This window comes from Marisediminicola sp. LYQ134, assembly GCF_046599635.1.
Lineage (GTDB): Bacteria > Actinomycetota > Actinomycetes > Actinomycetales > Microbacteriaceae > Marisediminicola.
On record NZ_JBKIWP010000001.1, the window covers coordinates 56,852 to 77,090 of the forward strand.

18 protein-coding genes and 1 tRNA gene are annotated in these 20,239 nt (G+C 70.0%); 7 read left to right on the forward strand and 12 right to left on the reverse strand.

The annotated features are described in order from the left end of the window. Window positions 1-3 precede the first annotated feature (3 nt). Window positions 4-2,292 carry a heavy metal translocating P-type ATPase gene (locus tag ACLHIH_RS00270; RefSeq protein WP_411314723.1) on the forward strand — a complete coding sequence of 763 codons (2,289 nt, stop codon included), beginning with the start codon at window positions 4-6 and terminating at the stop codon, window positions 2,290-2,292. A gap of 34 nt (window positions 2,293-2,326) precedes the next feature. Here ACLHIH_RS00270 and ACLHIH_RS00275 read toward each other — a convergent pair whose 3' ends face one another. Continuing rightward, a complete protein-coding gene (locus ACLHIH_RS00275; protein ID WP_411314724.1) occupies window positions 2,327-3,595 on the reverse strand; it encodes a hypothetical protein in 1,269 nt (422 codons plus the stop codon). A gap of 84 nt (window positions 3,596-3,679) precedes the next feature. Here ACLHIH_RS00275 and ACLHIH_RS00280 point away from each other — a divergent pair, with 84 nt between their 5' ends. Then, window positions 3,680-7,456: an AAA family ATPase gene (locus ACLHIH_RS00280; RefSeq protein ID WP_411314725.1), complete on the forward strand. Its 3,777-nt coding sequence runs from the start codon at window positions 3,680-3,682 to the stop codon at window positions 7,454-7,456. 224 nt (window positions 7,457-7,680) lie between these two features. Here the strand turns inward: ACLHIH_RS00280 and mscL are convergent, their stop codons facing one another. The 3 genes from mscL to ACLHIH_RS00295 are packed head-to-tail and all read right to left on the reverse strand — an operon-like array spanning window position 7,681 to window position 9,214. Further along, the gene (gene mscL, locus ACLHIH_RS00285; RefSeq protein WP_411314726.1) at window positions 7,681-8,160 is read right to left on the reverse strand and encodes a large conductance mechanosensitive channel protein MscL; all 480 of its coding nucleotides are present in this window, start codon (window positions 8,158-8,160) and stop codon (window positions 7,681-7,683) included. Window positions 8,161-8,202: 42 nt separating this feature from the next. After that, window positions 8,203-8,601 (reverse strand): FmdB family zinc ribbon protein, encoded by a 399-nt coding sequence (locus ACLHIH_RS00290; protein ID WP_411314727.1) that lies wholly within the window; start codon window positions 8,599-8,601, stop codon window positions 8,203-8,205. Between the two features lie 34 nt (window positions 8,602-8,635). Further along, window positions 8,636-9,214 carry a 5-formyltetrahydrofolate cyclo-ligase gene (locus ACLHIH_RS00295; protein ID WP_411314728.1) on the reverse strand — a complete coding sequence of 193 codons (579 nt, stop codon included), beginning with the start codon at window positions 9,212-9,214 and terminating at the stop codon, window positions 8,636-8,638. Window positions 9,215-9,276: 62 nt separating this feature from the next. Between ACLHIH_RS00295 and galU the strand changes: the two genes are divergently transcribed. The 4 genes from galU to ACLHIH_RS00315 all read left to right on the forward strand — a co-directional run bounded on the left by galU (window position 9,277) and on the right by ACLHIH_RS00315 (window position 12,087). Continuing rightward, window positions 9,277-10,170 (forward strand): UTP--glucose-1-phosphate uridylyltransferase GalU, encoded by an 894-nt coding sequence (gene galU / locus ACLHIH_RS00300; protein ID WP_411314729.1) that lies wholly within the window; start codon window positions 9,277-9,279, stop codon window positions 10,168-10,170. Between the two features lie 80 nt (window positions 10,171-10,250). Then, complete coding sequence (locus ACLHIH_RS00305; RefSeq protein WP_411314730.1) at window positions 10,251-10,913, forward strand: GNAT family N-acetyltransferase; 663 nt, start codon at window positions 10,251-10,253, stop codon at window positions 10,911-10,913. A 90-nt stretch (window positions 10,914-11,003) separates the two neighbouring features. Beyond that, a complete protein-coding gene (locus tag ACLHIH_RS00310) occupies window positions 11,004-11,945 on the forward strand; it encodes a hypothetical protein (RefSeq protein ID WP_411314731.1) in 942 nt (313 codons plus the stop codon). A 69-nt stretch (window positions 11,946-12,014) separates the two neighbouring features. Then, window positions 12,015-12,087: transfer RNA gene (locus ACLHIH_RS00315), tRNA-Ala, on the forward strand. 57 nt (window positions 12,088-12,144) lie between these two features. Here ACLHIH_RS00315 and ACLHIH_RS00320 read toward each other — a convergent pair. The 8 genes from ACLHIH_RS00320 to ACLHIH_RS00355 form a co-directional block, all read right to left on the reverse strand. Further along, entirely contained in the window at window positions 12,145-13,509 is a 1,365-nt protein-coding gene (locus ACLHIH_RS00320) for an APC family permease (RefSeq protein ID WP_411314732.1), read from the reverse strand. After that, complete coding sequence (locus ACLHIH_RS00325; protein ID WP_411314733.1) at window positions 13,506-14,606, reverse strand: YihY/virulence factor BrkB family protein; 1,101 nt, start codon at window positions 14,604-14,606, stop codon at window positions 13,506-13,508. The genes ACLHIH_RS00320 and ACLHIH_RS00325 overlap by 4 nt, the downstream gene beginning before the upstream one ends. 120 nt (window positions 14,607-14,726) lie before the next feature. Beyond that, entirely contained in the window at window positions 14,727-15,299 is a 573-nt protein-coding gene (locus ACLHIH_RS00330; RefSeq protein WP_411314734.1) for a DUF3618 domain-containing protein, read from the reverse strand. Then, a complete protein-coding gene (locus ACLHIH_RS00335) occupies window positions 15,296-15,715 on the reverse strand; it encodes a phage holin family protein (RefSeq protein WP_411314735.1) in 420 nt (139 codons plus the stop codon). The genes ACLHIH_RS00330 and ACLHIH_RS00335 overlap by 4 nt, the downstream gene beginning before the upstream one ends. After that, window positions 15,712-16,428, reverse strand: coding sequence for a hypothetical protein (locus tag ACLHIH_RS00340; RefSeq protein ID WP_411314736.1), 717 nt, complete (start codon window positions 16,426-16,428; stop codon window positions 15,712-15,714). The genes ACLHIH_RS00335 and ACLHIH_RS00340 overlap by 4 nt, the downstream gene beginning before the upstream one ends. A gap of 160 nt (window positions 16,429-16,588) precedes the next feature. Next, complete coding sequence (locus ACLHIH_RS00345; RefSeq protein ID WP_411314737.1) at window positions 16,589-16,888, reverse strand: hypothetical protein; 300 nt, start codon at window positions 16,886-16,888, stop codon at window positions 16,589-16,591. A 7-nt stretch (window positions 16,889-16,895) separates the two neighbouring features. Next, entirely contained in the window at window positions 16,896-18,149 is a 1,254-nt protein-coding gene (locus tag ACLHIH_RS00350; RefSeq protein WP_411314738.1) for an FAD-binding protein, read from the reverse strand. Next, the gene (locus ACLHIH_RS00355; RefSeq protein ID WP_411314739.1) at window positions 18,146-19,078 is read right to left on the reverse strand and encodes a DUF4349 domain-containing protein; all 933 of its coding nucleotides are present in this window, start codon (window positions 19,076-19,078) and stop codon (window positions 18,146-18,148) included. Before ACLHIH_RS00355 ends, ACLHIH_RS00350 begins: the two co-directional genes overlap by 4 nt. A 164-nt stretch (window positions 19,079-19,242) precedes the next feature. On the opposite strand from ACLHIH_RS00355, the gene ACLHIH_RS00360 reads away from it, so the two are divergent. After that, entirely contained in the window at window positions 19,243-20,229 is a 987-nt protein-coding gene (locus ACLHIH_RS00360) for an aldo/keto reductase (protein WP_411314740.1), read from the forward strand. Window positions 20,230-20,239 lie beyond the last annotated feature (10 nt).

Genomic DNA, 20,239 nt, shown 5'->3' on the forward strand with positions numbered 1-20,239 from the left:
CCGATGACGACGACGACGACGGGGGTGGGCGCGACGGCCGGGGTCGAACTCGACATCGGGGGCATGACGTGCGCCTCGTGTGCTAACCGGGTCGAGCGAGGGCTCAACAGACTCGACGGCGTCGACGCGAGCGTCAACTACGCGACCGAGAAGGCGACGATCACCGCGCCCCACTCGATCACGACCGATCAGCTGCTCGCGGCCGTCGCCGCCGCGGGATACACCGGCACGCTCCGGCGACCGACCGAGGTGCCGGGGTCGGCGGAGTCAGCGAACTCCGGTGGAGGCGCTGCCACCGCGACGACCGAGACCGCGCGATTGCGGCAGCGCCTCATCGTCACCGCCATCCTCACCCTTCCCGTCGTCGTTCTCTCGATGGTGCCTCCGCTGCAGTTCGTCAATTGGCAGTGGCTCGTGCTCACGCTCGCGGCGCCCGTCGTCGTGTGGTCGGCGCTGCCGTTCCACCGCGCGGCGTGGTCGGCGGCACGGCACGGCGGCACCACGATGGACACCCTCGTGAGCATCGGCGTCATCGCGGCCTTCGGGTGGTCGCTCTACGCGCTCTTCTTCGGGATGGCGGGGATGCCCGGCATGACGATGTCGTTCGACTTCATCACCGAGCCCGGCGGGGGAGCCCACGAGATCTACCTCGAGGTCGCGACGGCGGTCACGCTCTTCCTGCTCGCGGGGCGCTACATCGAGGCTCGAGCCAAACGCGATTCGAGCGCGGCGCTCCGCGCACTGCTGGAGCTCGGGGCGAAAGAAGCCGTCGTCATCCGCGACGGGGTCGAGAGCGCCATCCCGGTGGCGAGCCTCGCCGTGGGTGACCTGTTCGTCGTGCGCCCGGGGGAGAAGATCGCGACCGACGGGATCATCGTCGAGGGCTCGTCGTCGGTCGACACGAGCCTGCTCACGGGCGAGTCGGTTCCGGTGGATGTCTCGCCCTCCGATCGCGTCGTCGGTGCGACGATCAACGTCGGCGGACGGATCGTCGTCGAGGTCACCCGTGTCGGAGCCGACACCGAACTCGCGCGACTCGGCCGCCTCGTCGAAGACGCCCAAGCGGGCAAAGCCGACGTGCAGCGACTCGCCGACCGCGTCTCGAGCGTCTTCGTGCCCGTCGTGCTCGTGATCGCCCTCGTGACCTTCCTCGTGTGGACCTTCGTCGGCGGGTCGATCGAGATCGCGCTGACCGCCGCGGTCGCGACCCTCGTCGTCGCGTGCCCGTGCGCTCTCGGTCTCGCGACTCCGACCGCCCTCCTCGTCGGAACCGGCCGGGGGTCGCAACTCGGCATCCTCATCCGGGGCCCGCACGTGCTCGAGCAGACCAGGCGCGTCGACACCGTCGTGCTCGACAAGACGGGAACGGTCACGACCGGGCGGATGTCGCTCGGCACCGTCACGGCCGCGTCGGGCGTGAGCGCGGCTACCGTTCTGTCGCGTGCCGCGGCCGTCGAGCACGGGTCGGAGCACCCGGTCGCGCGCGCGATCGTCGAGGCGGCGAGCGCGCGCGGTGACGCTGCGAGGAGTGCCGTGCCGCCGGCCGAGAGCTTCGCGGCGTCGCACGGCAACGGGGTGAGTGCGACCGTCGACGGGGAGAGTGTGCTCGTCGGTCGGGCCGAGTGGGTGCGGGAGTCTGGTGCGAGCGCCCTCGGCGACGACCTCGCCGAGGCCCTGCGCGTCGCCGAGGCGCGCGGCGAGACCGCGATGGTCGTCGCATGGGGCGGGGTCACCCGCGGTGTCGTCACGGTCGTCGACACGGTCAAACCGTCGAGCGCCGAGGGTGTCACGCGGTTGCGCGCACTCGGGCTCACGCCCGTGCTGCTCACGGGAGACAACGCCGGGGCGGCGGCTGCCGTCGGCTCCGCGGTCGGCATCGACGACATCCGCTCGCGTGTCACCCCTCGCGGCAAGCTCGACGTCATCCGCGAGTTGCAGGCGAGCGGTCGAGTCGTCGCGATGGTCGGAGACGGTGTCAACGACGCCGCGGCCCTCGCTGCCGCCGACCTCGGCATCGCGATGGGCGCGGGAACGGATGCGGCGATCGCCGCAAGCGACGTCACCGTGATGAGCGGCGATCTCGTGGTCGTCTCCGATGCCGTGCGGCTCGCGCGACGAACCCTCGCGACCATCAAGAGCAACCTCTTCTGGGCCTTCGCCTACAACGTCGCGGCGATCCCGCTCGCCGTGTCCGGGCTGCTCAACCCGCTCATCGCGGGAGCGGCGATGGCGTTCTCGTCGGTGTTCGTCGTCACCAACAGTCTGCGGTTGCGGAGATTCCGGTCGTCGTGACGCTCCGTCGCCGCGCTCGCCCGTCTCAGCGACCTCAGCGGCCGAGGTCGTAGCGCGCGAGGGCGTCGGCATCGCGGGAGTAGGTCGCCGAACTCCTCGCGGTGTCGAGCGCGACGACGGGGTCGGCTTCCGCTTCGGCGATCGAGAGTAGGCGCTCGGCCTCGGCGAGACGGGTGCGCGCCTCGCCGCCGACCGTGCCGCGGCGATGGCCGATGTACGCCGCCGTCGTGGCGATCTGACTCCGCGCCGTGAGCAGCGCCCCCGCGAGAGCCGCGCGTGCGTGGTCGAGCCGCTGCTGTTCCGAGCGGGCACGCGAGACGGCGGCGTCGAGTGCCGCGAGCGCGGACTCGAGGTCGGCCGTCGCCGCATCGGGGTCACGGCGAGTGGATCGCGGGTCGCGCGCGAGAACGCTCTCGAGGGCGATGACGGCCTCGCCGACACGCGCACCCGTCTCGGGGTCGGGTGGGGAGTCGCGCACGGTCGACGCCGAGGTGATCATCGCGGGAGCCTCCGCGAGCACCGTCGCGAGGTGCTCGGTCGACCGCGCGAGGGATGCGTCGAGTTCGTGGACCTCGCTCACGGCCCGATCGGCGGCGCGCAGCATCCGTTCCGCGTCGGCGACCGCGCCGGAGATCGAGCTCGCTCCGCCCACGTCGGCTCCCGCGCGGGCATCCTCGAGCCGCGCGCGGGCGTCGGAGAGCCGAGTGCGCGCCTCGTGGGGCTTCGTGACGACGGGGGCGACGGCGGCGGGCGCGAACGACTCGACGAGCCGGGCGAGGGCACGGTCGGCCTCGCCCACCCGACCTTCGATGGCCTCGAGTTCGGCCGTGAGTCGGTCGATCTCGTCGGGCGCTCGGCGCTCGAGACGACGCGCGTCGTCCAGTTGCCGCCGCTCGCGGGCGAGAGTGGAGCTCGCCGTCTCGCACCGGGAGAGGATGCGAGCGCGCCACTCGCGCTGCTGCGTCGCCGTGTCTGGGGTCGCATCGTCGAGCTTCTGCTGCAGCGCGAACGACTCCACGAGCGACAGTCGGGCGGCGGTGAGAGCGTCGGAGAGGGCGCGCGACCGTTCCTCGCCGAACTGCGCGACGGCGAACGCGAGCTCGTCTGCCGCCTCCTGCACCTCGTCGTCGAGGCGCACGAGCGCGACGCGTGCGCGGGTGTCGCGATCATCGACAGTCACGCCACGCGCTGCCGTGTCGCCCCGTCCGCGGCGCACGAGCAACACGAAACCGAGGATGAGCGCTCCGGCGACGACGATTCCGACCGTCACGGCCACGACGACGAGAGAGGACGCGAGTGACATGGTCGCGATATTACCGAGCGTCGTTCGGGCGAAACTCCACGCCTGGTCCCCGGATACGCGCGCATATCCGCTTAAGGTGACGGTGTGTGGCGTGCAGACAGACGAGAAGAGACGGTGGATTTCCCGTCGACTTCCGAAGAGACCCCCGCGCGAGCGGAGCATCAAGTGACGGCTCCGCACGCGCTCAGCCTCGGTGACCCGAGCTACCGGCTCGGCAATGTCGCCGAACCGACCTGGCAGGGGTGGCGGGCCGAGCTCGCCACTCTCGGCGGGCGTTCCCCCCTCCTGCACTTCGTCGACGCGCCGCGCACGCGCATCGAGTTGAGCACGACGCACCCCGGTGGCCTCGCCCGCTTCATCACGGGCAAGACGACGCTGCTCTCGAGCCTCATCCGCGACGACCTCGCTCTGCGCGCCGCGAAGACGGCCGCGGGGGAGATCGCGTCGAAGGGTGTCGAGCTCGCCACCGCGCGCGGCATCGACTCGGTGCACCTCGGAATCGGTCTCGCCGAATGGCAGTTCGGCGACGAGGACTTCTGCGCTCCCATCCTGCTCCGCCCTCTCGCGATCCGTCGCTACGGCCGCGACTTCGAGATCCGTCTGCGCGGGGCCGCCTACCTCAACCCCGAGCTCGCGCGCGCCTTGCGCGAGCAGTTCTCGATCGAGCTCGACAGCGCGTCGTTCGCGGCGCTCGCCGAATCCGACGGCTCGTTCAAGCCCAACCCCGTGATCGATCGCCTCCGCGGGCTCACGTCGCACCTCGACTGGTTCAACGTGCAGCCGCGACTCGTCGTCTCGTCGTTCGCGGATGTCGGCACGCGGCTCGCCGCCGATGCCGCCAACCTCGATCACCCCATCCTCGACGCCCTCGCCGGCAACGCGAACGCCAAGTGGGCGGTGGAGGAGGGGTTCGCGCCCGTCGAACCCCAGCATCAGGACGCGCGTTCGCCCGAGACCGACACCCTCCTGCTCGACGCCGACGCCGAGCAGGAGAACGTCGTCGCGCAGATCGCCGCGGGCAACTCGGTCGTCGTCAAGACGCTGCCGGGAACGGGCGGAACGCAGACCATCGTCAACGCGGTCGGCTGCCTCGTCGCGCAGAACAAGAGGGTGCTCGTCGTGAGCCCCCGCCGCGCGACCCTCACGGGCATCGCGACACGACTCGGCGACATCGGCCTCGCGGGCTTCGCGGTCTCACCCTCGACGCTCCGCCGCGACCTCATCCGCTCGATCGCCCGCAACGAGAAGGCCAAACAGCCCCACGTCGGCGAGGTCGACGAGGCTCTCGTGCGCTTGCGCCGCGTGCTGCTCGACTACCGCACGGCGATCGCGCGAGTCGACGGCGACCTCGGCATCTCGGTGCTCGACTGCCTCACCGAGCTCTCGCGGCTCGCCCTCCTGCCGACCCCGCCGTCGACGACCGTGCGGTTGACGCGCTCGTCGCTCGCTGCCCTCGCCGACTCGCGCGAGCAGGCCGCCGACGCCATGGTGCAAGCGGCGACCCTCGGAGAGTTCAAGTACGGCCCGGGCGACTCCCCCTGGTACGGCGCGACCTTCGCGACGAGCGAGGAGGCGACGGATGCCCACGCTCTCGCCAAGCGCCTCCACGAGACCGACCTCCCGCACCTCCTCGTGCGTGCGGGCGAGGTCATCGGCGCGACCCACATGCGCCCGTTCGAGAGCATCACGCAGCTCGGCGTCTATCTGCGTCTACTCACCGACATCCGCGACACCCTCGACAAGTTCCTCCCCGTGGTCTTCGACCGCTCGCTCGGCGAACTCGTCGCGGCGACCGCATCGCGCCGCGACTCGCCGGAGATGTCGGGGGCGAACCGTCGCCGACTCAAGAGGCTCGCGCGCGAGTACGTGCGCCCCGGGGTGCACGTCTCCGACCTGCACGACAGCCTCGCGCGCATCCAGCAGCAGCGCATCCTCTGGCAGCGTTTCGTCGCCGCGGGCGCGCCGCCCGAGATCCCCGTCGGCATCGCCGACCTGCAGGCCGCGTGGCAGCGGGTCGATCAGGACCTCACGACCCTCGACCGCCCGCTCAACACCGTCGAGTTCAGTGAGCAGCTCGTGAACCTCCCGATCGCCGAGCTCGGCGAGAGGGTCGCGGCCCTCGCCGAGGAGTCCGACGTGCTGCACAACCTGCAGGAGCGCGCCGAGATCCGTCAGATGCTCCGCACCCTCGAGCTCGACGGCCTCATCGCCGACCTCGCCTCGAGGCACGTCCCGGCCGAGCTCGTCGCGTCGGAACTCGAACTCGGATGGTGGCAGTCCGCCCTCGAGGCGCTCCTCGACGACGATCGCGCCCTCCTCAACGCCAACACCGCCGTGCTCGACCGGCTCGAGGCCGACTTCCGCCTCGTCGACGAGGCGCACGCCGCCGGGAGCGCGCAATTGCTCGGGTGGCAGCTCGCCGAGAACTGGAACATCGGGCTCGTCGACTGGCCGGACGAGGCCGTCGCCCTCAAAACCGCGCTGCGTCGGGCGACGATCACCTCGGCCGAGCTGCAGCGTGCCGCGCCGCACCTCTCGCGCGCCGTCGCGCCCGTGTGGCTCGCCTCGCCTTACGAGATCGACACGATCACCGATTCGATGCAGATCGACGCCGTCGTTCTCGTCGACGCGGGCGCCATGACGCTCGCCGAGAGCGTCGGCGCCATCCGTCGCGCCAAGCAGACCGTCGCGTTCGGCGACCCGGTGACGCAGACCCCCGCCGACTTCACGATCGCGATCGCCGACGACTTCGAGAAGCGCGACCGGCCGCTCATCGACGCCGAACTCGAGCAGATCCACGCGGACTCCGCTCTCGCGAGACTCGGCACCCTCCTGCCAACCCTCGCGCTCACCCGCAGCTACCGTGCCGGCGGCGAAGACCTCGCCGAGCTCGTGAACCGTCGCTTCTACGCGGGCAAGATCCAGTCACTCCCGTGGGCCGGAACCTTCCTCGGTCACCCGAGCCTGCGTCTCGACCACGTGCGCGGCGGCCACGGCATGCCCGACCCCGTCTCGGGAGCCGTCGAGAGTGTCGACGCCGAGGTCGCGAGGGTCGTCGAGCTCGTGCTCGATCACGCCGCGACGAGGCCGCGCGAATCCCTCATGGTCATCACCGCGAGCGCCAAGCACGTCGTGCGCGTGCAGCAAGCGGTGCTCACTGCGGTCGCGACGCGGCCCGAACTCAACGAGTTCATCCTGAGCGACCGCCCCGAACCCTTCACGGTTCTCACTCTCGACCAGGCCGTCGCCGAGAGCCGCGACCGCGTGATCTTCTCCATCGGATACGGGCGCACCCCGCACGGTCGAGTGCTGAGCGACTTCGGTGCGCTCGGAGCCCCCGGGGGTGAGCGCTTGCTCGCCGTCGCGATGACGCGAGCGCGCCGATCGATGGTCATCGTCACGTGCTTCGAGGCGGCGGACATCGACGAGTCGCGCATGAACTACGGCGCCGTCGCGCTCTCGGAGATTCTCACGGATGCCGCGCGCACACCGCCGGCCGACGCGACCGAGGATCACGGCGACCCCATGCTCGTCGACCTCGCGCGCCGGTTGCGGTCGCGCGGGCTGCGTGTGGCGCTCGGGCACCGCGGAAAGCTCGGACTCGTGGTCGCCAACGGCGGCATGTGCCTCACGATCGAGACCGACACGATGCTTTCGAGCGTCGCCGGTGAACCGACGAGCCTCCGCGAGTCGCTGCGCCTGCGCCCCGAGATGCTGCGCCGCCTCGGGTGGCACTACTTGCGCGTGCACTCGTTCGAGCTCTTCAGCGAGCCGGATGCCGTCGCCGACCGCATCGCGACGATGCTCGGTCTCGCCCCGGCGCACCCGCGCACCGAGCCGATCGCCGTCATCCCCTCGTGACCGGCCACCCGGGCGAGGGGGAGACTGGCGCCGGGGAGACGAGCGCCGGGGATGCGGGCGCCGGAACACCGCCCGGCGTCCGCCGTCGTGGCCGCCGGGTCACGACCGACCCGGTCGCAGGGTCGGATCCGTCGCCGCAACCCGAGCCCGAGCGCCACACCGGGCGCGAGAACGACGAGCGACTGAAGGCCGACAAGCCGCCGCACTGGGGGTGAGCGCGCGGCTCAGTGCCGCGGCGAGGTGCCGTCCGTGGCGATCGCGCCGGGGAGCGTGTGGTTGCCCTCGGGGGAGGGGCGGCCCGCGAGGAGGTCGCGGATCTCGATGAGCAGCTCGGTCTCGGTGGGGGGCACGTCGACGGGCGACGCCTCCTCCTCGTTCTTCTGGTTCAGGAAGGCCACGCGCTTGAGCCGGTTGATCGGCACGACGAGCACGAAGTAGACGACGAACGCGACGAGCAGAAACTGGATGACGGCGGCGATGACCGCGCCGAACGCGAGGGTGGCGGTGCCGCCGCTCGTCGTCGGGATGTAGACGGGGAGTGCCTCGTTGAGGCTCGCGGCGTTGAAGAGCGCACCGATCGCCGGGTTGAAGATGCTCGTGACGAGGGCGTTGACGATCGACGTGAAGGCGGCCCCGATGACGACGGCGACCGCGAGGTCGATGACGTTGCCGCGCAGGATGAATTCTTTGAAGCCGGTGAACATGGTGGTCTCCTGGTGGTCGAGGTCGAGGGCCGGGTCAACGGGTTAAGAGGAAGCGGAACTGGACGGAGAGCTGCTCGACGATGGGCTCGATGCGGCCGGGCTCGAGCTGGAGCTGGAGCTGGAGCCGGAGCCGGAGCCGGAGCCGGAGTCCGACTTCGCCGCGCTCGGTTCGGTCTTCGCGGGGGTCGAGGATTTCTCTGTCGTGCTCGACGAGTCGCTCGACGACGTCGAGGCTCCGGATTTCGCGCCGCCCGAACCGGATGCCTCGCGCGAATCGTTGCGGTAGAACCCCGATCCGGTGAAGCTCACGCCGATCGCGGTGAACACTTTGCGCAGCTTGCCCGAGCACACGGGGCACACGGTGAGCGAGTCGTCGGTGAACGCCTGGTGGATGTCGAAGGCGTTGTCGCACTCGGTGCAGCGATAGGAGTAGGTGGGCACGGGGTCCTCCGGAGGAGCGAACGGCGCGGCCGGGTCAGAAGGTGACGACGGCGCTGGGGGTGACGACGCCGTCCACTCGCTTGTCGTGCACTTCGGTCGGCACGGAGTCGACGAGCTCGGTGTCGAAGATCACAGCATAGACCGGGGGGCACCGTTCCATCGATCCGAGGGTGCGGTCGAAATATCCTCGCCCCCACCCCATGCGCATGCCGCTGCGGTCGACGCTCGCGGCGGGCACGACGATGAGGTCGACGTCGTTGATCGCGATGGGTCCGAGCACGTCGCCCACCGGTTCGGGCATGCCGAACAGGCCGATCTCTTCGGCGCCCCCCGTCGCGACCGCCCAGTCGAGCAGGCCGTCGTCGCGGGAGATCGGGAGGAGCACGCGGATGCCTCGCGCGAGAGCCCAGTCGATGTATGGCCGCACGTCCGGCTCATCCGACGCCGGGAGGTAGGCGGCCACGGATGTCGCGCCCAGCTCGGTCGTCAGACGGGTGAGGTGATCGAGCAGTGCGTCCGTCGCTGCGGCGAGGTCGCGTTCGCCGAGCTGCCGGCGCCGCTGACGCAACTCGGCACGGAGGGCGCGTTTCTGGTGGCTCACATCGGCCGTCATGCGGCAATTCTAAACGGGGCCAGTTCACCCGCTCGAAACCTCGCAGAGGCTAGCCTGTGGTCATGGTCTTCTCTATCTCCAAAGCTGTTATCCCGGCCGCAGGCCTCGGTACGCGTTTCTTGCCCGCCACCAAAGCGATGCCGAAGGAGATGCTTCCGGTCGTCGACAAGCCGGCCATCCAGTACGTCGTCGAAGAAGCGGTCGGCGCCGGACTCCGCGACGTCCTCATGATCACGGGCCGCAACAAGAACGCCCTCGAGAACCACTTCGACCGCGTGGGAGAGCTCGAAGCGACCCTCCTCAAGAAGGGCGACACCGATCGTCTGCAGAAGGTCAACTACTCCACCGATCTGGCCGACATGCACTACGTGCGCCAGGGTGACCCGAAGGGACTCGGGCACGCGGTGCTGCGCGCCAAGATGCACGTCGGGCGCGAGCCGTTCGCCGTGCTGCTCGGTGACGACATCATCGACGACCGCGACGTGCTCCTCACGCGCATGATCGCGGAGGCGGGCAAGCGCAACGCGAGCGTCGTCGCCCTGCTCGAGGTCGACCCCGAACTCGCGCACATGTACGGCGTCGCGACGGTCGAGAAGACCGACGACGACGAGGTCGTGCGCATCACGGGACTCGTCGAGAAGCCCGCACCGGGCACGGCACCCTCGAACTACGCGATCATCGGTCGCTACATCCTGCGCCCCGAGGTCTTCGACGTGCTCGAGCACACCGAGCCGGGCAAGGGCGGGGAGATCCAGCTCACCGACGCTCTCGAGAAGATGGCGGCGGCCCCCGAGTGGACCGGTGGCGTCTACGGTGTCGTATTCCGCGGTCGTCGCTACGACACGGGTGACCGTCTCGACTACATCAAGGCGATCGTGCAACTCGCGGTCGATCGCGAAGACCTCGGCGCCGGACTGCGCCCGTGGCTCAAAGACTTCGCGGCCGGTCTCGACTGATCCCGACCGGGCCGGTCGTCGCACGCCCCGCCGTCGCGCATCGATGCCGGCGGGGTGTGCCGGCGACCTAGACTGAGCCCATGCCCGCGGCGATCCCCACGTTGCGCGACGGCGCCGTGACCATCCGTCCCATCCGCCTCCGCGACGCTCGACTTCTCGAGCGCGAACTCCTCGACAACCGAGGCTGGTTGCGCAAGTGGGAGGCGACCAACCCCCACGGTCCGCTCAGTTTCGACACGCGCGCGAGCATCCGCGGGCTCCAGGCCAACGCGCGCGGCGGTTTCGGTCTGCCGTTCATCATCGAATACGAGGGCGAGCTCGCGGGTCAGCTCAACGTGTCGTCGATCACCTACGGGTCGCTCGGGTCGGCGACAATCGGCTACTGGGTGTCGGAGAGGTTCGCGGGCAAGGGGCTCACCCCCACCGCGGTCGCGCTCGCGACCGACTACTGCTTCTTCCAGGCGGGGCTGCACCGCATGGAGATCTGCATCCGTCCCGAGAACGAGGCGTCGCTGCGGGTCGTGCAGAAACTCGGGTTCCGCTACGAGGGGCTCCGGCGCCGCTACATCCACATCAACGGCGACTGGCGCGACCACTTCTGTTTCGCGCTCGTGGTCGAAGAGCTGCCGACGGGCGTTCTCCGACGGTGGCGCGACGGACGCGTGCCCGCGAGCAACGCCGAGATCCCCGCCGCCGATCGAGCGGCCGCCGCGTCGCCCATGCGGCTCGGCAGCACCTTCTGACCCGAGGGCACGAGACGACACGCGATCGTCGCGCCGAACACACCCCGCACAATCGCGAGCTAGCGCCGGCGCGGGGTCTACCGTGAACGCATGGGGATCGAGGGTGTCGGATCGAGCGTGGTCATCGCTCTCGCTGCTGTTCTCTGGCTCGTCTATCTCATGCCGACCTGGTTCCGCCGACGCGAGTACGTCGCGACGGAACGCAACGCGGTGCGGCTGCAGCAGACGCTGCGCATCCTCGCCGAGACGGCCGAGGTTCCCGAGCCCATCCACGTCGAGTCGACCGCGAAGAGCATCGCCGCGCAGCAGCGGGTCTTGCGCCAGGAGTTCGAGCGTCAGCGCGCCGTCGAGCGTGCCCGAGCGGCCGCGATGAGTCGCGCCGCGACCAGGACCCTCGCGAGCCTCACGCCCGTTCCGGCGACCGAGATCCTCGCCCACTCTCGCGCTGCCGCGCGCTTGAGGCGATCGCGTGCCCTGACCACCGGTTTCCTCGCGCTGTGCCTCGCGACGATCGCCGCGACGTTCACTCCGCTTCTCGCGGGGGTCGCGTCGGCAGTGGTCGTGCTCGCGTCTCTCGGGGCCGTCGCGGCTGTCTCCCTGCTCGTCGTCATGGCCACGGTGTCGCGCAAGCGGATGCTCGCGGCAGCCCGTGTCTCGTCGGTGAGCGCGCCCGCGGTTGCCGCCCGCACCGTCGCACCCGAGGTCGTCGCGCCGCACGAACCCGCCGCGTGGACTCCCGTGCCCCTGCCGAAGCCCCTCTACCTGTCGAAGCCCGCACCGCAGGCGATCGTCTCCGAGGCGAGCGTCATCGCCGAGCGCACCCGAGTTCTCGAGGAGGCGGACCGCGCGGAGCGAGCCGCCATCGCCGCCGAGCGGGCCGAGAAGGTCACGCCCATCCGGCAGTCCGCGCCAGCCCGTCAGACCGAGCCCGGCGCGGCGGACAGCCGCTTCGCGCGCATGGGCATCGTCGACGCGGGAGACACTCGGGCCCCCGACCTCGACGCGGCGCTCCGCCGTCGCCGCGCTGTCTAGCCGTCGCGCTCTGACGTCGCGCCCGCGCACATCGGGCCTCCGAAATCCTGATATCGTGGACAGTCGCACGGGCCCTTGGCGCAGTTGGTAGCGCGCCTCGTTCGCATCGAGGAGGTCAGGAGTTCGAATCTCCTAGGGTCCACGCGAGAAAGCCCCGGCCGGATGGCCGGGGCTTTCGTCTTGTCACCGTGCGGCACACTCAGCCGCGGGTGCTGCTTCCCGGTGTGCGGCGGGCGAGCCGTGCGACGAAGTGCAACGCCACACCGATCGCGACGAAGATGCCCGCGAAGAGCCACACCTGGCCCGGCTGCTGGGTCATGAGTCCGATACACGAGAGCACCCCGAGCACGGGGATGACGGGCCACACCCGGAAGTGCGCGTGCTCGACCGTGTCGCGCTTGAGAACGAGCACGGCCACGTTGGTGCTGATGAAGACCACGAGGAGCAGGAGCACGACGGTCGACGCGAGGGTCTCGAGGTCGGAGACGAGGGTGAGCGCCATCGCGACGCCGGTCGTCGCGACGATGGCGACCCACGGTGTGCGCCGGCGGGGCAGCACGCGGCCGAGGGCCGACGGAAGGAGCCCCTGCTTGGCCATGCCGTAGGTCACGCGACTCGCCATGATCATGGTGAGGAGAGCGCCGTTCGCGACGGCGACGAGTGCGATGAGACTGAACACCCACGGGGGGATTCCGGCCCCGCTCGCCGCGACGACCGCGAGGAGCGGTCCGCTCGAGTCCGAGAGCTCGTCGGGCGGCAGCGCGATCGAACTCGCGATGGCCACGAGCACGTAGACGACGCCCGCGACGGCGAGCGACCCGAAGAGCGCCTTCGGATACACGCGGCTCGGATCGCGCACCTCCTCGGCGAGGTTCGCCGAGGTCTCGAATCCGACGAAGGAGTAGAAGGCGATGACGGCGGCGCTGAGAGTCGCGACCGCGGGAGCCGTGTCGCTCGGAAACTCGGTGACCCGCGAGACGTCGCCGCCCCCACCGCCCACGAGCATCGCGACCACGACGACGACGATCACGAGGCCGCTCACCTCGATGACCGTCATGACGACGTTGCTCATGAGGGACTCGCGGATACCGCGTGCGTTGAGAGCGGCGACGAGGCCGAGGAACACGATCGCTGCGGCCGTCGGGGGAACGTCGATGAAGGTCGCGAGATAGTCCCCCGCGAATGCGAGGGCGAGGCCTGCCGAACTCACGACGCCCGCGGCGAGCATGCTGAACCCGACGACGAACGCCACGACGGGCGTCTTGAACGCGCGCTCGGCGAACACCGCGGCGCCCCCGGCCTTCGGATACTTCGTCACGAGTTCGGCGTACGACCCCGCGGTGAGGAGGGAGAGGCCGAGGGCGACGACGAGCGGCACCCAGAGGGCGCCCCCGACGCGATCCGACAGCACGCCCATGAGCGCGTAGATCCCTGCGCCGAGCACGTCGCCGAGGATGAAGACGAAGAGGAGGGGACCGGTGACGGCGCGGCGGAGCGGCGTCGAGCCGCCCTCGGTGGGCGCATCCGCTGACGCGCCCGGAGCAGCCGTGCCGGTGTCGCTCACGAGTGCTTGCGTTCGTCGTCGGCCGCGCGCGCGGCCCCCGTCTCGCGCAGCGACTGCTCCGCGGCACTCTTGCGCCGGATGTCTCGACCCAGCTCGACGTCTTTGCGCTCGAGCGCGGCGGCCTTCTCGCTCTTCTTCGTGCCGCGAGGCGGCAACTGGATGTTCTCCTCCGCCGCGATGCCGCCCTGGAGCTGGCGCCCCCGCTCGAGTTCGGCGTCGAACTCGGCGCCGAAGAGGAGGGCGATGTTGGCGATCCACAACCACAGGAGGAAGACGACGACACCACCGAGCGACCCGTAGTTGCTGTCGTAGTTGGCGAACGTCGCGACGTAGAACGCGAACCCGACCGAGGCGATCACGAGCACGACGAGCGCGATGAGCGCCCCCGTGCTCAACCAGCGGAACTTGGGCTGCTTCACGTTGGGGGTCGCGTAGTAGAGGATCGCGATCATGAGCACGAGGATGAGGGCGATCACCGGCCATTTCGCGATGTCCCACACGGTGCGCACGGTCTCACCGAGCCCGAGGGTGCTGCCGATCGCATCCGTCACCGGCCCGGAGATCGCGAGCATGATCGTCATGAGCAGGATCATCACGATGCCGACGAGGGTCACGAGCAACTGCACGGGCTTGAGGGCGAAGAACGTGCGCCCCTCGTCGATCTCGTAGATGCGGTTCATCGCCCGGCTGAATGCGCCGACGTAACCCGACGCCGACCAGATGGCGAGCGCGATTCCGACGACGAGCGCGACGCCCGCCGCGGGCGAGGAGCTGAACTGCTCGATGGGGCCGCGGAGAACCTCGACGGCGGACTGCGGGGCGAAATCCTCGAGGATCTCGAGGAGCGCGTCGGCGGTCTGGCCGAAGACGCCGAGGAGTGAGACGAGGGCGATGAGTGCGGGGAAGATCGCGAGCACAGCGTAATAGGTGAGCGCGGCGGCGATGTCGGTGCACTGGTCCGAGGTGAACTCGCGGAGGGTCTTGCGCAAGACGTACTTCCACGACGGCTTCGACACGTCGCGAGGGGAGTCGGGTTTGCGGGGGTCGTCGACGTTCGGTGCGTCAGCGAGATCGTGGCTGGTGCCTTTGTCGGCCATGGTGCGGTCTTTCTCGAGAGGGGTGGGACGCACCGAAGGCCGCACACGAACAGGTCGTGTGCGGCCCCGGCGCCGCCGGAGCGGTCTGGTGCTCGATGGTACTCGTCGTGACGAGCTCGACTAAGAGCTCTGCACGGTGTCCTTCGCCGCATCGACGTCGCTCTTGACGTCACCGGTGGCCGAGCGGCCCTCCGACGTGACGTGCTCGGCGGCGTCTGTCGCGGCATCCTTGACCTGCTCGGCGGCGTGCTGGGCCGGTTCGCGAAGGTTCTCGGCGACACCCTTGGCGGCGTCGCTGACCTCGGTCACGAGAGGCTCGGCGGCGTCCTTGATCGACGACGCCGCGTGCTTCTCCCTGGCGCTCGCGGGGATGAGCGACGCGACGAGCAGCCCGACGCCGAACGCGACGATTCCGACGGCGAGCGGGTTGCCCTTCGCCTTGTCGACGGCCTGCTGGGAGGCACCGCTCACGCTGCCCCCCGCGGAGGACGCGGATCCGTGCACGGAGTCCTGCGCGTCGTGTGCCGCGCCCATGACGCGATCCTTCACGCCGCCGATCGCGCTCTTGACCTTGTCTGTCTGGCGGTGCACGACCTTCGAGGGCGTGACCTTGTCGGCGAGGGCGTCGACATCGCTGCCGAGTTCGTTCCTCGTCGCCTCGATGTCTGCGCGGATCTGATCGGGGTTGCTCATCGGTTCTCCTCATTCCTCTTCACTGCTTCGGGGATCTTCTTCACGGAGTCGACCGTGCGGGGTGCGCCGGGAACGCGCTTCAGCTCCTTCTTGCCGACGAGGAACATCACGAGCGCGATGATCCCCCACAGCACCGCGACGACCACGGCGGCCCAGGCGAGGTTGTCGAACCAGTAGCCGAGCGCCCACCACAGGGCGACGGAGAGGAAGAACACGGCCATGATGCCCGCGTATCCCGCGCCGCCGAGGAGGCCCGCGCCTTTACCCGCGCGCTTACCGGTCTCGGTGAGCTCCGCTTTGGCGAGCTCGATCTCCTGACGCATGAGCGTCGAGAGGTCGCGCGTGACGTCACCGAGCAACTCGCCGAGCGAGGTCGTCGCCGCCCTCTCTTCCGAGGGAGTCGGAGTGTCGGTCATGAGCGCGGCTCGCCGATGGCGTCGGCGAGGGGGTCGCCCGACCCGCGCACGGTGTCGTCGTAGATTCCCGTCGCAGCGGGCGAGAAAGCCGGGTTGGGCGTCGGCTCGGCGGCGACGGGTGTGCTTGTCGAGGTCGAGGGTGCGGTCGGAGTCGCGGTCTCGGCCGCCTTCGCCGAATCTGCCGCGTCGGCCTTGAGGGAGCGCGTCAGGCGCCCCGCGAGGATGCCGGCGACGGCGGCGATGGCGATGAACGTGCCCGGGCGGCGACGGGCGAAGCTCGTGACCTCGTCGAGGAGCGACCCGGGATCGCGGTCGTCGAGCCACGTCGCGACGCCGTCGGCGCGCGAGGCGACCTGGCGCACGACCTCGGTCGCGACACCGCTCTGCTCGGAGGAGTCGGCCATTCCGGTGAGTTCGTCGCCGATCGAGCGCAGCCCGGAGGCGACGCGCGTCTGCTGCGTTCCCGCCTGGTCTCGCAATTGTGACTGCGCTTCACCCACGAGGTTCGAGATCTGGCTCTTCGCCTCGCGGGCGACGTTCGACGCCTCGTCTTTCGCGACGCCGGCGACGCGACCCGCGGCGTCCGCGGCCGAGCCGCCGACGTTCGCAGCCTGCTCCTTCGCCGAGTCGACGGTGCCGTTCGAGGTCGGTGCGTTCGAGCTCGGTGCGTCCGAGGTCGGTGCGCTCGCGGTCGGGGGATAGGTGTTCGTCATGTGAATTCCTTCCATGCGGTGTGTGAGAACCGATCGGTCCTCGGCTCTCCGCGTGTCAGGAGTCAGCCTCCGCGCCCCGACTTCGGCACTCAAGCCCCTATCGGTCACCCCCACTCGGGGGTATACGCGCGCGGTGGAGAAAAGGAGTGTTCTGGTGCCGCTAGAGCGCGCAGACGGGCTCCCAGACCGACCGGACCCGCCTCGTCAGGGTCGCCGATCCCGCGACGGCGGCGAGCTCGAGCGATCGCGCGAGAGCCGATCGCGCGATCGTCTCCGCCGTGGCGTCGTCTTCGGCTCCGAAGCGCACGGTGATGCGCGCCGTCGACCTCACGACGCTCACATCGGTCGCTTCGACGGTCGCCGTCTGCGAGACCCGATCGGCCACGGCGGGCAGAACGACGGCAGGGTCGACTCCCGGCGCGAGCCGACCGAGAGGAACGGTGATGCGGTAGGACGGCACGCCGAGATCAGCGGGAGAAGATCCAGCGGTCGAGGAAGTCGTTGCGGAACTTCCCCTCGGGGTCGAGGGTCGACGCGAGAGCGTCGAAGGCGCGCAATCGCGGATACACCTCGGACAACCGGTCACGGTCGGTCGCGAACAGTTTTCCCCAGTGCGGTCGGGCCTCGAACGGAGCGAGCGCGGCATCCAGGTGGGGGAGGAGGGCGTCGACCTCGGCGATGTGCGGTTGCCACGTGAAGTGCAGAGCGACGCAGTCGACGCCGTGGCTCGGGCTCAACCACAGGTCGTCGCGCGCGATCGTGCGGATCTCCGACACGAAGAGGTGGGGACGGATGCGCGGCGCGAGCTGTCGCACGGCGTCGATCGCGGCGAGGGCGTGGCTGCGGGGCACGAGGTACTCCGATTGCATCTCCTCCCCGTTGCTCGGCGTGAACTCGAGCTTGAAGTGCGGCAGGCGGTTCCACCACCGACCCGCGACACCGAGCTGGTCGGTCGTGAACTGCGGGTCGACGTCGGGGAGCGGGTGGAGGGGTGTGGATGCGGGGGTCGCCCCGAAGAACTCGTCGCGCTCGAGGGCGCGGGGGTCGTCGGCCGTCGACTTGAGCCACGCTTGCGTGATGCCGTCGTCGCCCCAATCGGTGAAGAGGCTCACGCTGTAGGCGCTCGACGTGATGGCTTCGAAGTCGTCGGCGAGCGACGACCACGAGAGGCGCTCCCAGATCGACTGGCGGATCTCGAACGCCGGCGAGATGTCGAGGGTCACGCGGTGGGCGACGCCGAGCGCGCCGAGCGCGACGACCATCGCCTTGAAGTCGGTCTCCCCCCGCCGCACCGAGAGCAGCGAACCGTCGGCGAGCACGAAGTCCATCGCGGCGACAGCGCTCGCAAGGCTCCCGTTGCCGTCACCCGAGCCGTGGGTGCCGGTGGCGATGGCGCCCGCGACGGAGATGTGGGGGAGCGACGCGAGGTTGTGGAGTGCCCACCCCGCGGCGTCGAGGGATTCGACGAACTCGCCGTAGCGCGCACCGGCGTTGACCGTGACGGTGCGCGCGCTCGCGTCGATCGTCATCTCCGCGGGCATCCGTCGCACCGAGACCTGGGTGTGCTCGGTGTCGGCGATGTCGTTGAACGAGTGCCTGCTGCCGAGCGCCGTGACCGAGCGCTGAGCGCCGATCACGTCGCGCAACTCGTCGAGCGAGGTCGGCTCGACGAGGGATGTCGCGCGGTAGGTGAGATTTCCGGCCCAGTTCTTCGACGTCATTCGTCCATTCTCACCGACGATGCTCCCGAAGCATCGAGAGTCGGGCCGTTTCGCGTGTCTGCGCTCGGAGCCGATTCTCTCCGACGGGCGCGCGCTCGCACCGCCGCGACGGCGACCGCGGCGACGATCGCGGCGACCGCGAGCCACGGGAGGAGAACCCCGAGCGCCACGAGGACGCCGCTCGCGACCGTGATGATCGACTCCCAGCCGACGGCGAGGCCGCCGAGAAACGTCTCGGGCGAGTCGGCGGGTGCGGTCTCCTCCGACGCGAGATCGATCGTCACCGTGGCGAGATCGACGCTGTCGCCGATCGAGCGTCGTTCGGACTCGAGACTCTCGAGGTCGGCTTGCCTCTGCGAGAGAGCCTGCTCGATCGAGAGGAGATCGTCGGTGTCCGTCGCGGTGTCGATGAGGTCGAGCAAGCGGTCGGTCGACCTCGCGAGCGCCGTGATGCGCGCGTCGAGGTCGCGCACGGTCGACGTGACATCCGTGTTCGAGTGCGTCGACCACCGCACGACGCCGAGAGCCTCGACCCGGTCGATCGTCGTCGTGAGGTCGTCGGACGGGATGCGCACGGTCAGGGTCGCGCTCGAATCCTCACGCGCCTCGACCGGGTTGTCGGTGCGCTCGTCGATGCGGCCGTCCGCAGCCTCGACGATGCGCACGGCCTCGTCGGCGGCGTCGAGGGGATCGGCGACGGTCAGCGCGAGCGACCCCGTGGTGATGACGCTCCGCGCGTCGGCGGCCGTCTCGCGGGCGACTCCCTCGCCAGCGGCTTCGGCTTCGGCGTCGACGTCGCTCGAGAACGACGGGTCGAACGCCTCGCCCTCCGCCGAACTCGACCCGGAGCTGAATGCCCCGCCCGTCGTCTGCTCGTCGGACGCGTCGCGCGCCGAACACCCCGCGAGCAGAACCACGATGCCGACCACGACTGCGACCGCTCGCGCTCGAGTCGTCGCTGTGCCTGATCTCGCTGTGCCTGATGTTCCCGTGCCCGTCATCGCCATGGTCGTCACGCTAACGACGGGCCTCGGCGCGCCACCACCCAACCTTCCCCGCCTTTCGCGCGTTACCGCGCGGGTACGCTCGAAGCATGGATACTCGAACACTCGGACGCACGGGCCGCACCGTCTCGGCCATCGGACTCGGCACCTGGCAGCTCGGAGCGGACTGGGGCGACGTCGACGACACGGCGGCCCGCGACATCCTCGACACCGCGGTCTCGTCGGGAGTGACCCTCTTCGACACGGCGGATGTCTACGGAGACGGGCGCAGCGAGAAGTTCATCGGCTCCTACCTCGCCGACAACCCCGGCCACGGCATCACGGTCGCGACCAAGATGGGGCGCCGCGACGCGCAGGACCCCGCCAACTTCACGCTCGCGAGGTTCCGCGAGTGGACGGACCGCTCGAGGCTCAACCTCGGGGTCGACACGCTCGACCTCGTGCAGTTGCACTGCCCGCCGACCGCCGTCTTCTCGACCGACGCCGTCTACGACGCCCTCGACACCCTCGTTCAGAACGACGCCATCGCGGCGTACGGCGTGAGCGTCGAGACCGCGGACGAAGCGCTCGCCGCGATCGCGCGCCCCGGAACCGCGACGGTGCAGATCATCCTCAACGCCTTCCGGCTCAAGCCTCTCGACGAGGTGCTCCCCGCGGCGAAAGCGGCCGGCGTCGGGATCATCGCGCGGGTGCCGCTCGCCTCGGGGCTCCTGAGCGGAAAATACACGACCGAGACCACGTTCGCCGAGAACGACCACCGCAACTACAACCGCGACGGGTCGGCGTTCGACGTCGGCGAGACGTTCTCGGGGGTCGACTTCGATCGGGGCGTCGCCGCCGCCCAGGAGTTCGCGCGACTCGCTGCGGGCACGGGCCTCTCGACGTCGCAAGCGGCGCTCGCGTGGGTCGCCCAGCTCGACGGCGTGAGCTCGGTCATCCCCGGTGCGCGCTCGGTCGAGCAAGCGCGATCGAACGCCGCGGCGGGTGAGGCCGCGCCTCTCTCCGACGGGTTCACCGCCGCCGTGAAGGAGATCTACGACCGCTACTTCCGTGAGGCCGTGCACCCTCGCTGGTGACGTGTCGTGA

Excerpts from the sequence above, each read along its gene's own strand:
- ACLHIH_RS00270 (WP_411314723.1), top strand. The coding sequence starts at position 4 with ATGACGACGACGACGACGGGGGTGGGCGCGACGGCCGGGGTCGAACTC.
- ACLHIH_RS00275 (WP_411314724.1), bottom strand. The coding sequence starts at position 3,595 with ATGTCACTCGCGTCCTCTCTCGTCGTCGTGGCCGTGACGGTCGGAATC.
- mscL (WP_411314726.1), bottom strand. The coding sequence starts at position 8,160 with ATGTTCACCGGCTTCAAAGAATTCATCCTGCGCGGCAACGTCATCGAC.
- ACLHIH_RS00295 (WP_411314728.1), bottom strand. The coding sequence starts at position 9,214 with ATGACGGCCGATGTGAGCCACCAGAAACGCGCCCTCCGTGCCGAGTTG.
- galU (WP_411314729.1), top strand. The coding sequence starts at position 9,277 with ATGGTCTTCTCTATCTCCAAAGCTGTTATCCCGGCCGCAGGCCTCGGT.
- ACLHIH_RS00305 (WP_411314730.1), top strand. The coding sequence starts at position 10,251 with ATGCCCGCGGCGATCCCCACGTTGCGCGACGGCGCCGTGACCATCCGT.
- ACLHIH_RS00310 (WP_411314731.1), top strand. The coding sequence starts at position 11,004 with ATGGGGATCGAGGGTGTCGGATCGAGCGTGGTCATCGCTCTCGCTGCT.
- ACLHIH_RS00325 (WP_411314733.1), bottom strand. The coding sequence starts at position 14,606 with ATGGCCGACAAAGGCACCAGCCACGATCTCGCTGACGCACCGAACGTC.
- ACLHIH_RS00330 (WP_411314734.1), bottom strand. The coding sequence starts at position 15,299 with ATGAGCAACCCCGATCAGATCCGCGCAGACATCGAGGCGACGAGGAAC.
- ACLHIH_RS00335 (WP_411314735.1), bottom strand. The coding sequence starts at position 15,715 with ATGACCGACACTCCGACTCCCTCGGAAGAGAGGGCGGCGACGACCTCG.
- ACLHIH_RS00340 (WP_411314736.1), bottom strand. The coding sequence starts at position 16,428 with ATGACGAACACCTATCCCCCGACCGCGAGCGCACCGACCTCGGACGCA.
- ACLHIH_RS00350 (WP_411314738.1), bottom strand. The coding sequence starts at position 18,149 with ATGACGTCGAAGAACTGGGCCGGAAATCTCACCTACCGCGCGACATCC.
- ACLHIH_RS00360 (WP_411314740.1), top strand. The coding sequence starts at position 19,243 with ATGGATACTCGAACACTCGGACGCACGGGCCGCACCGTCTCGGCCATC.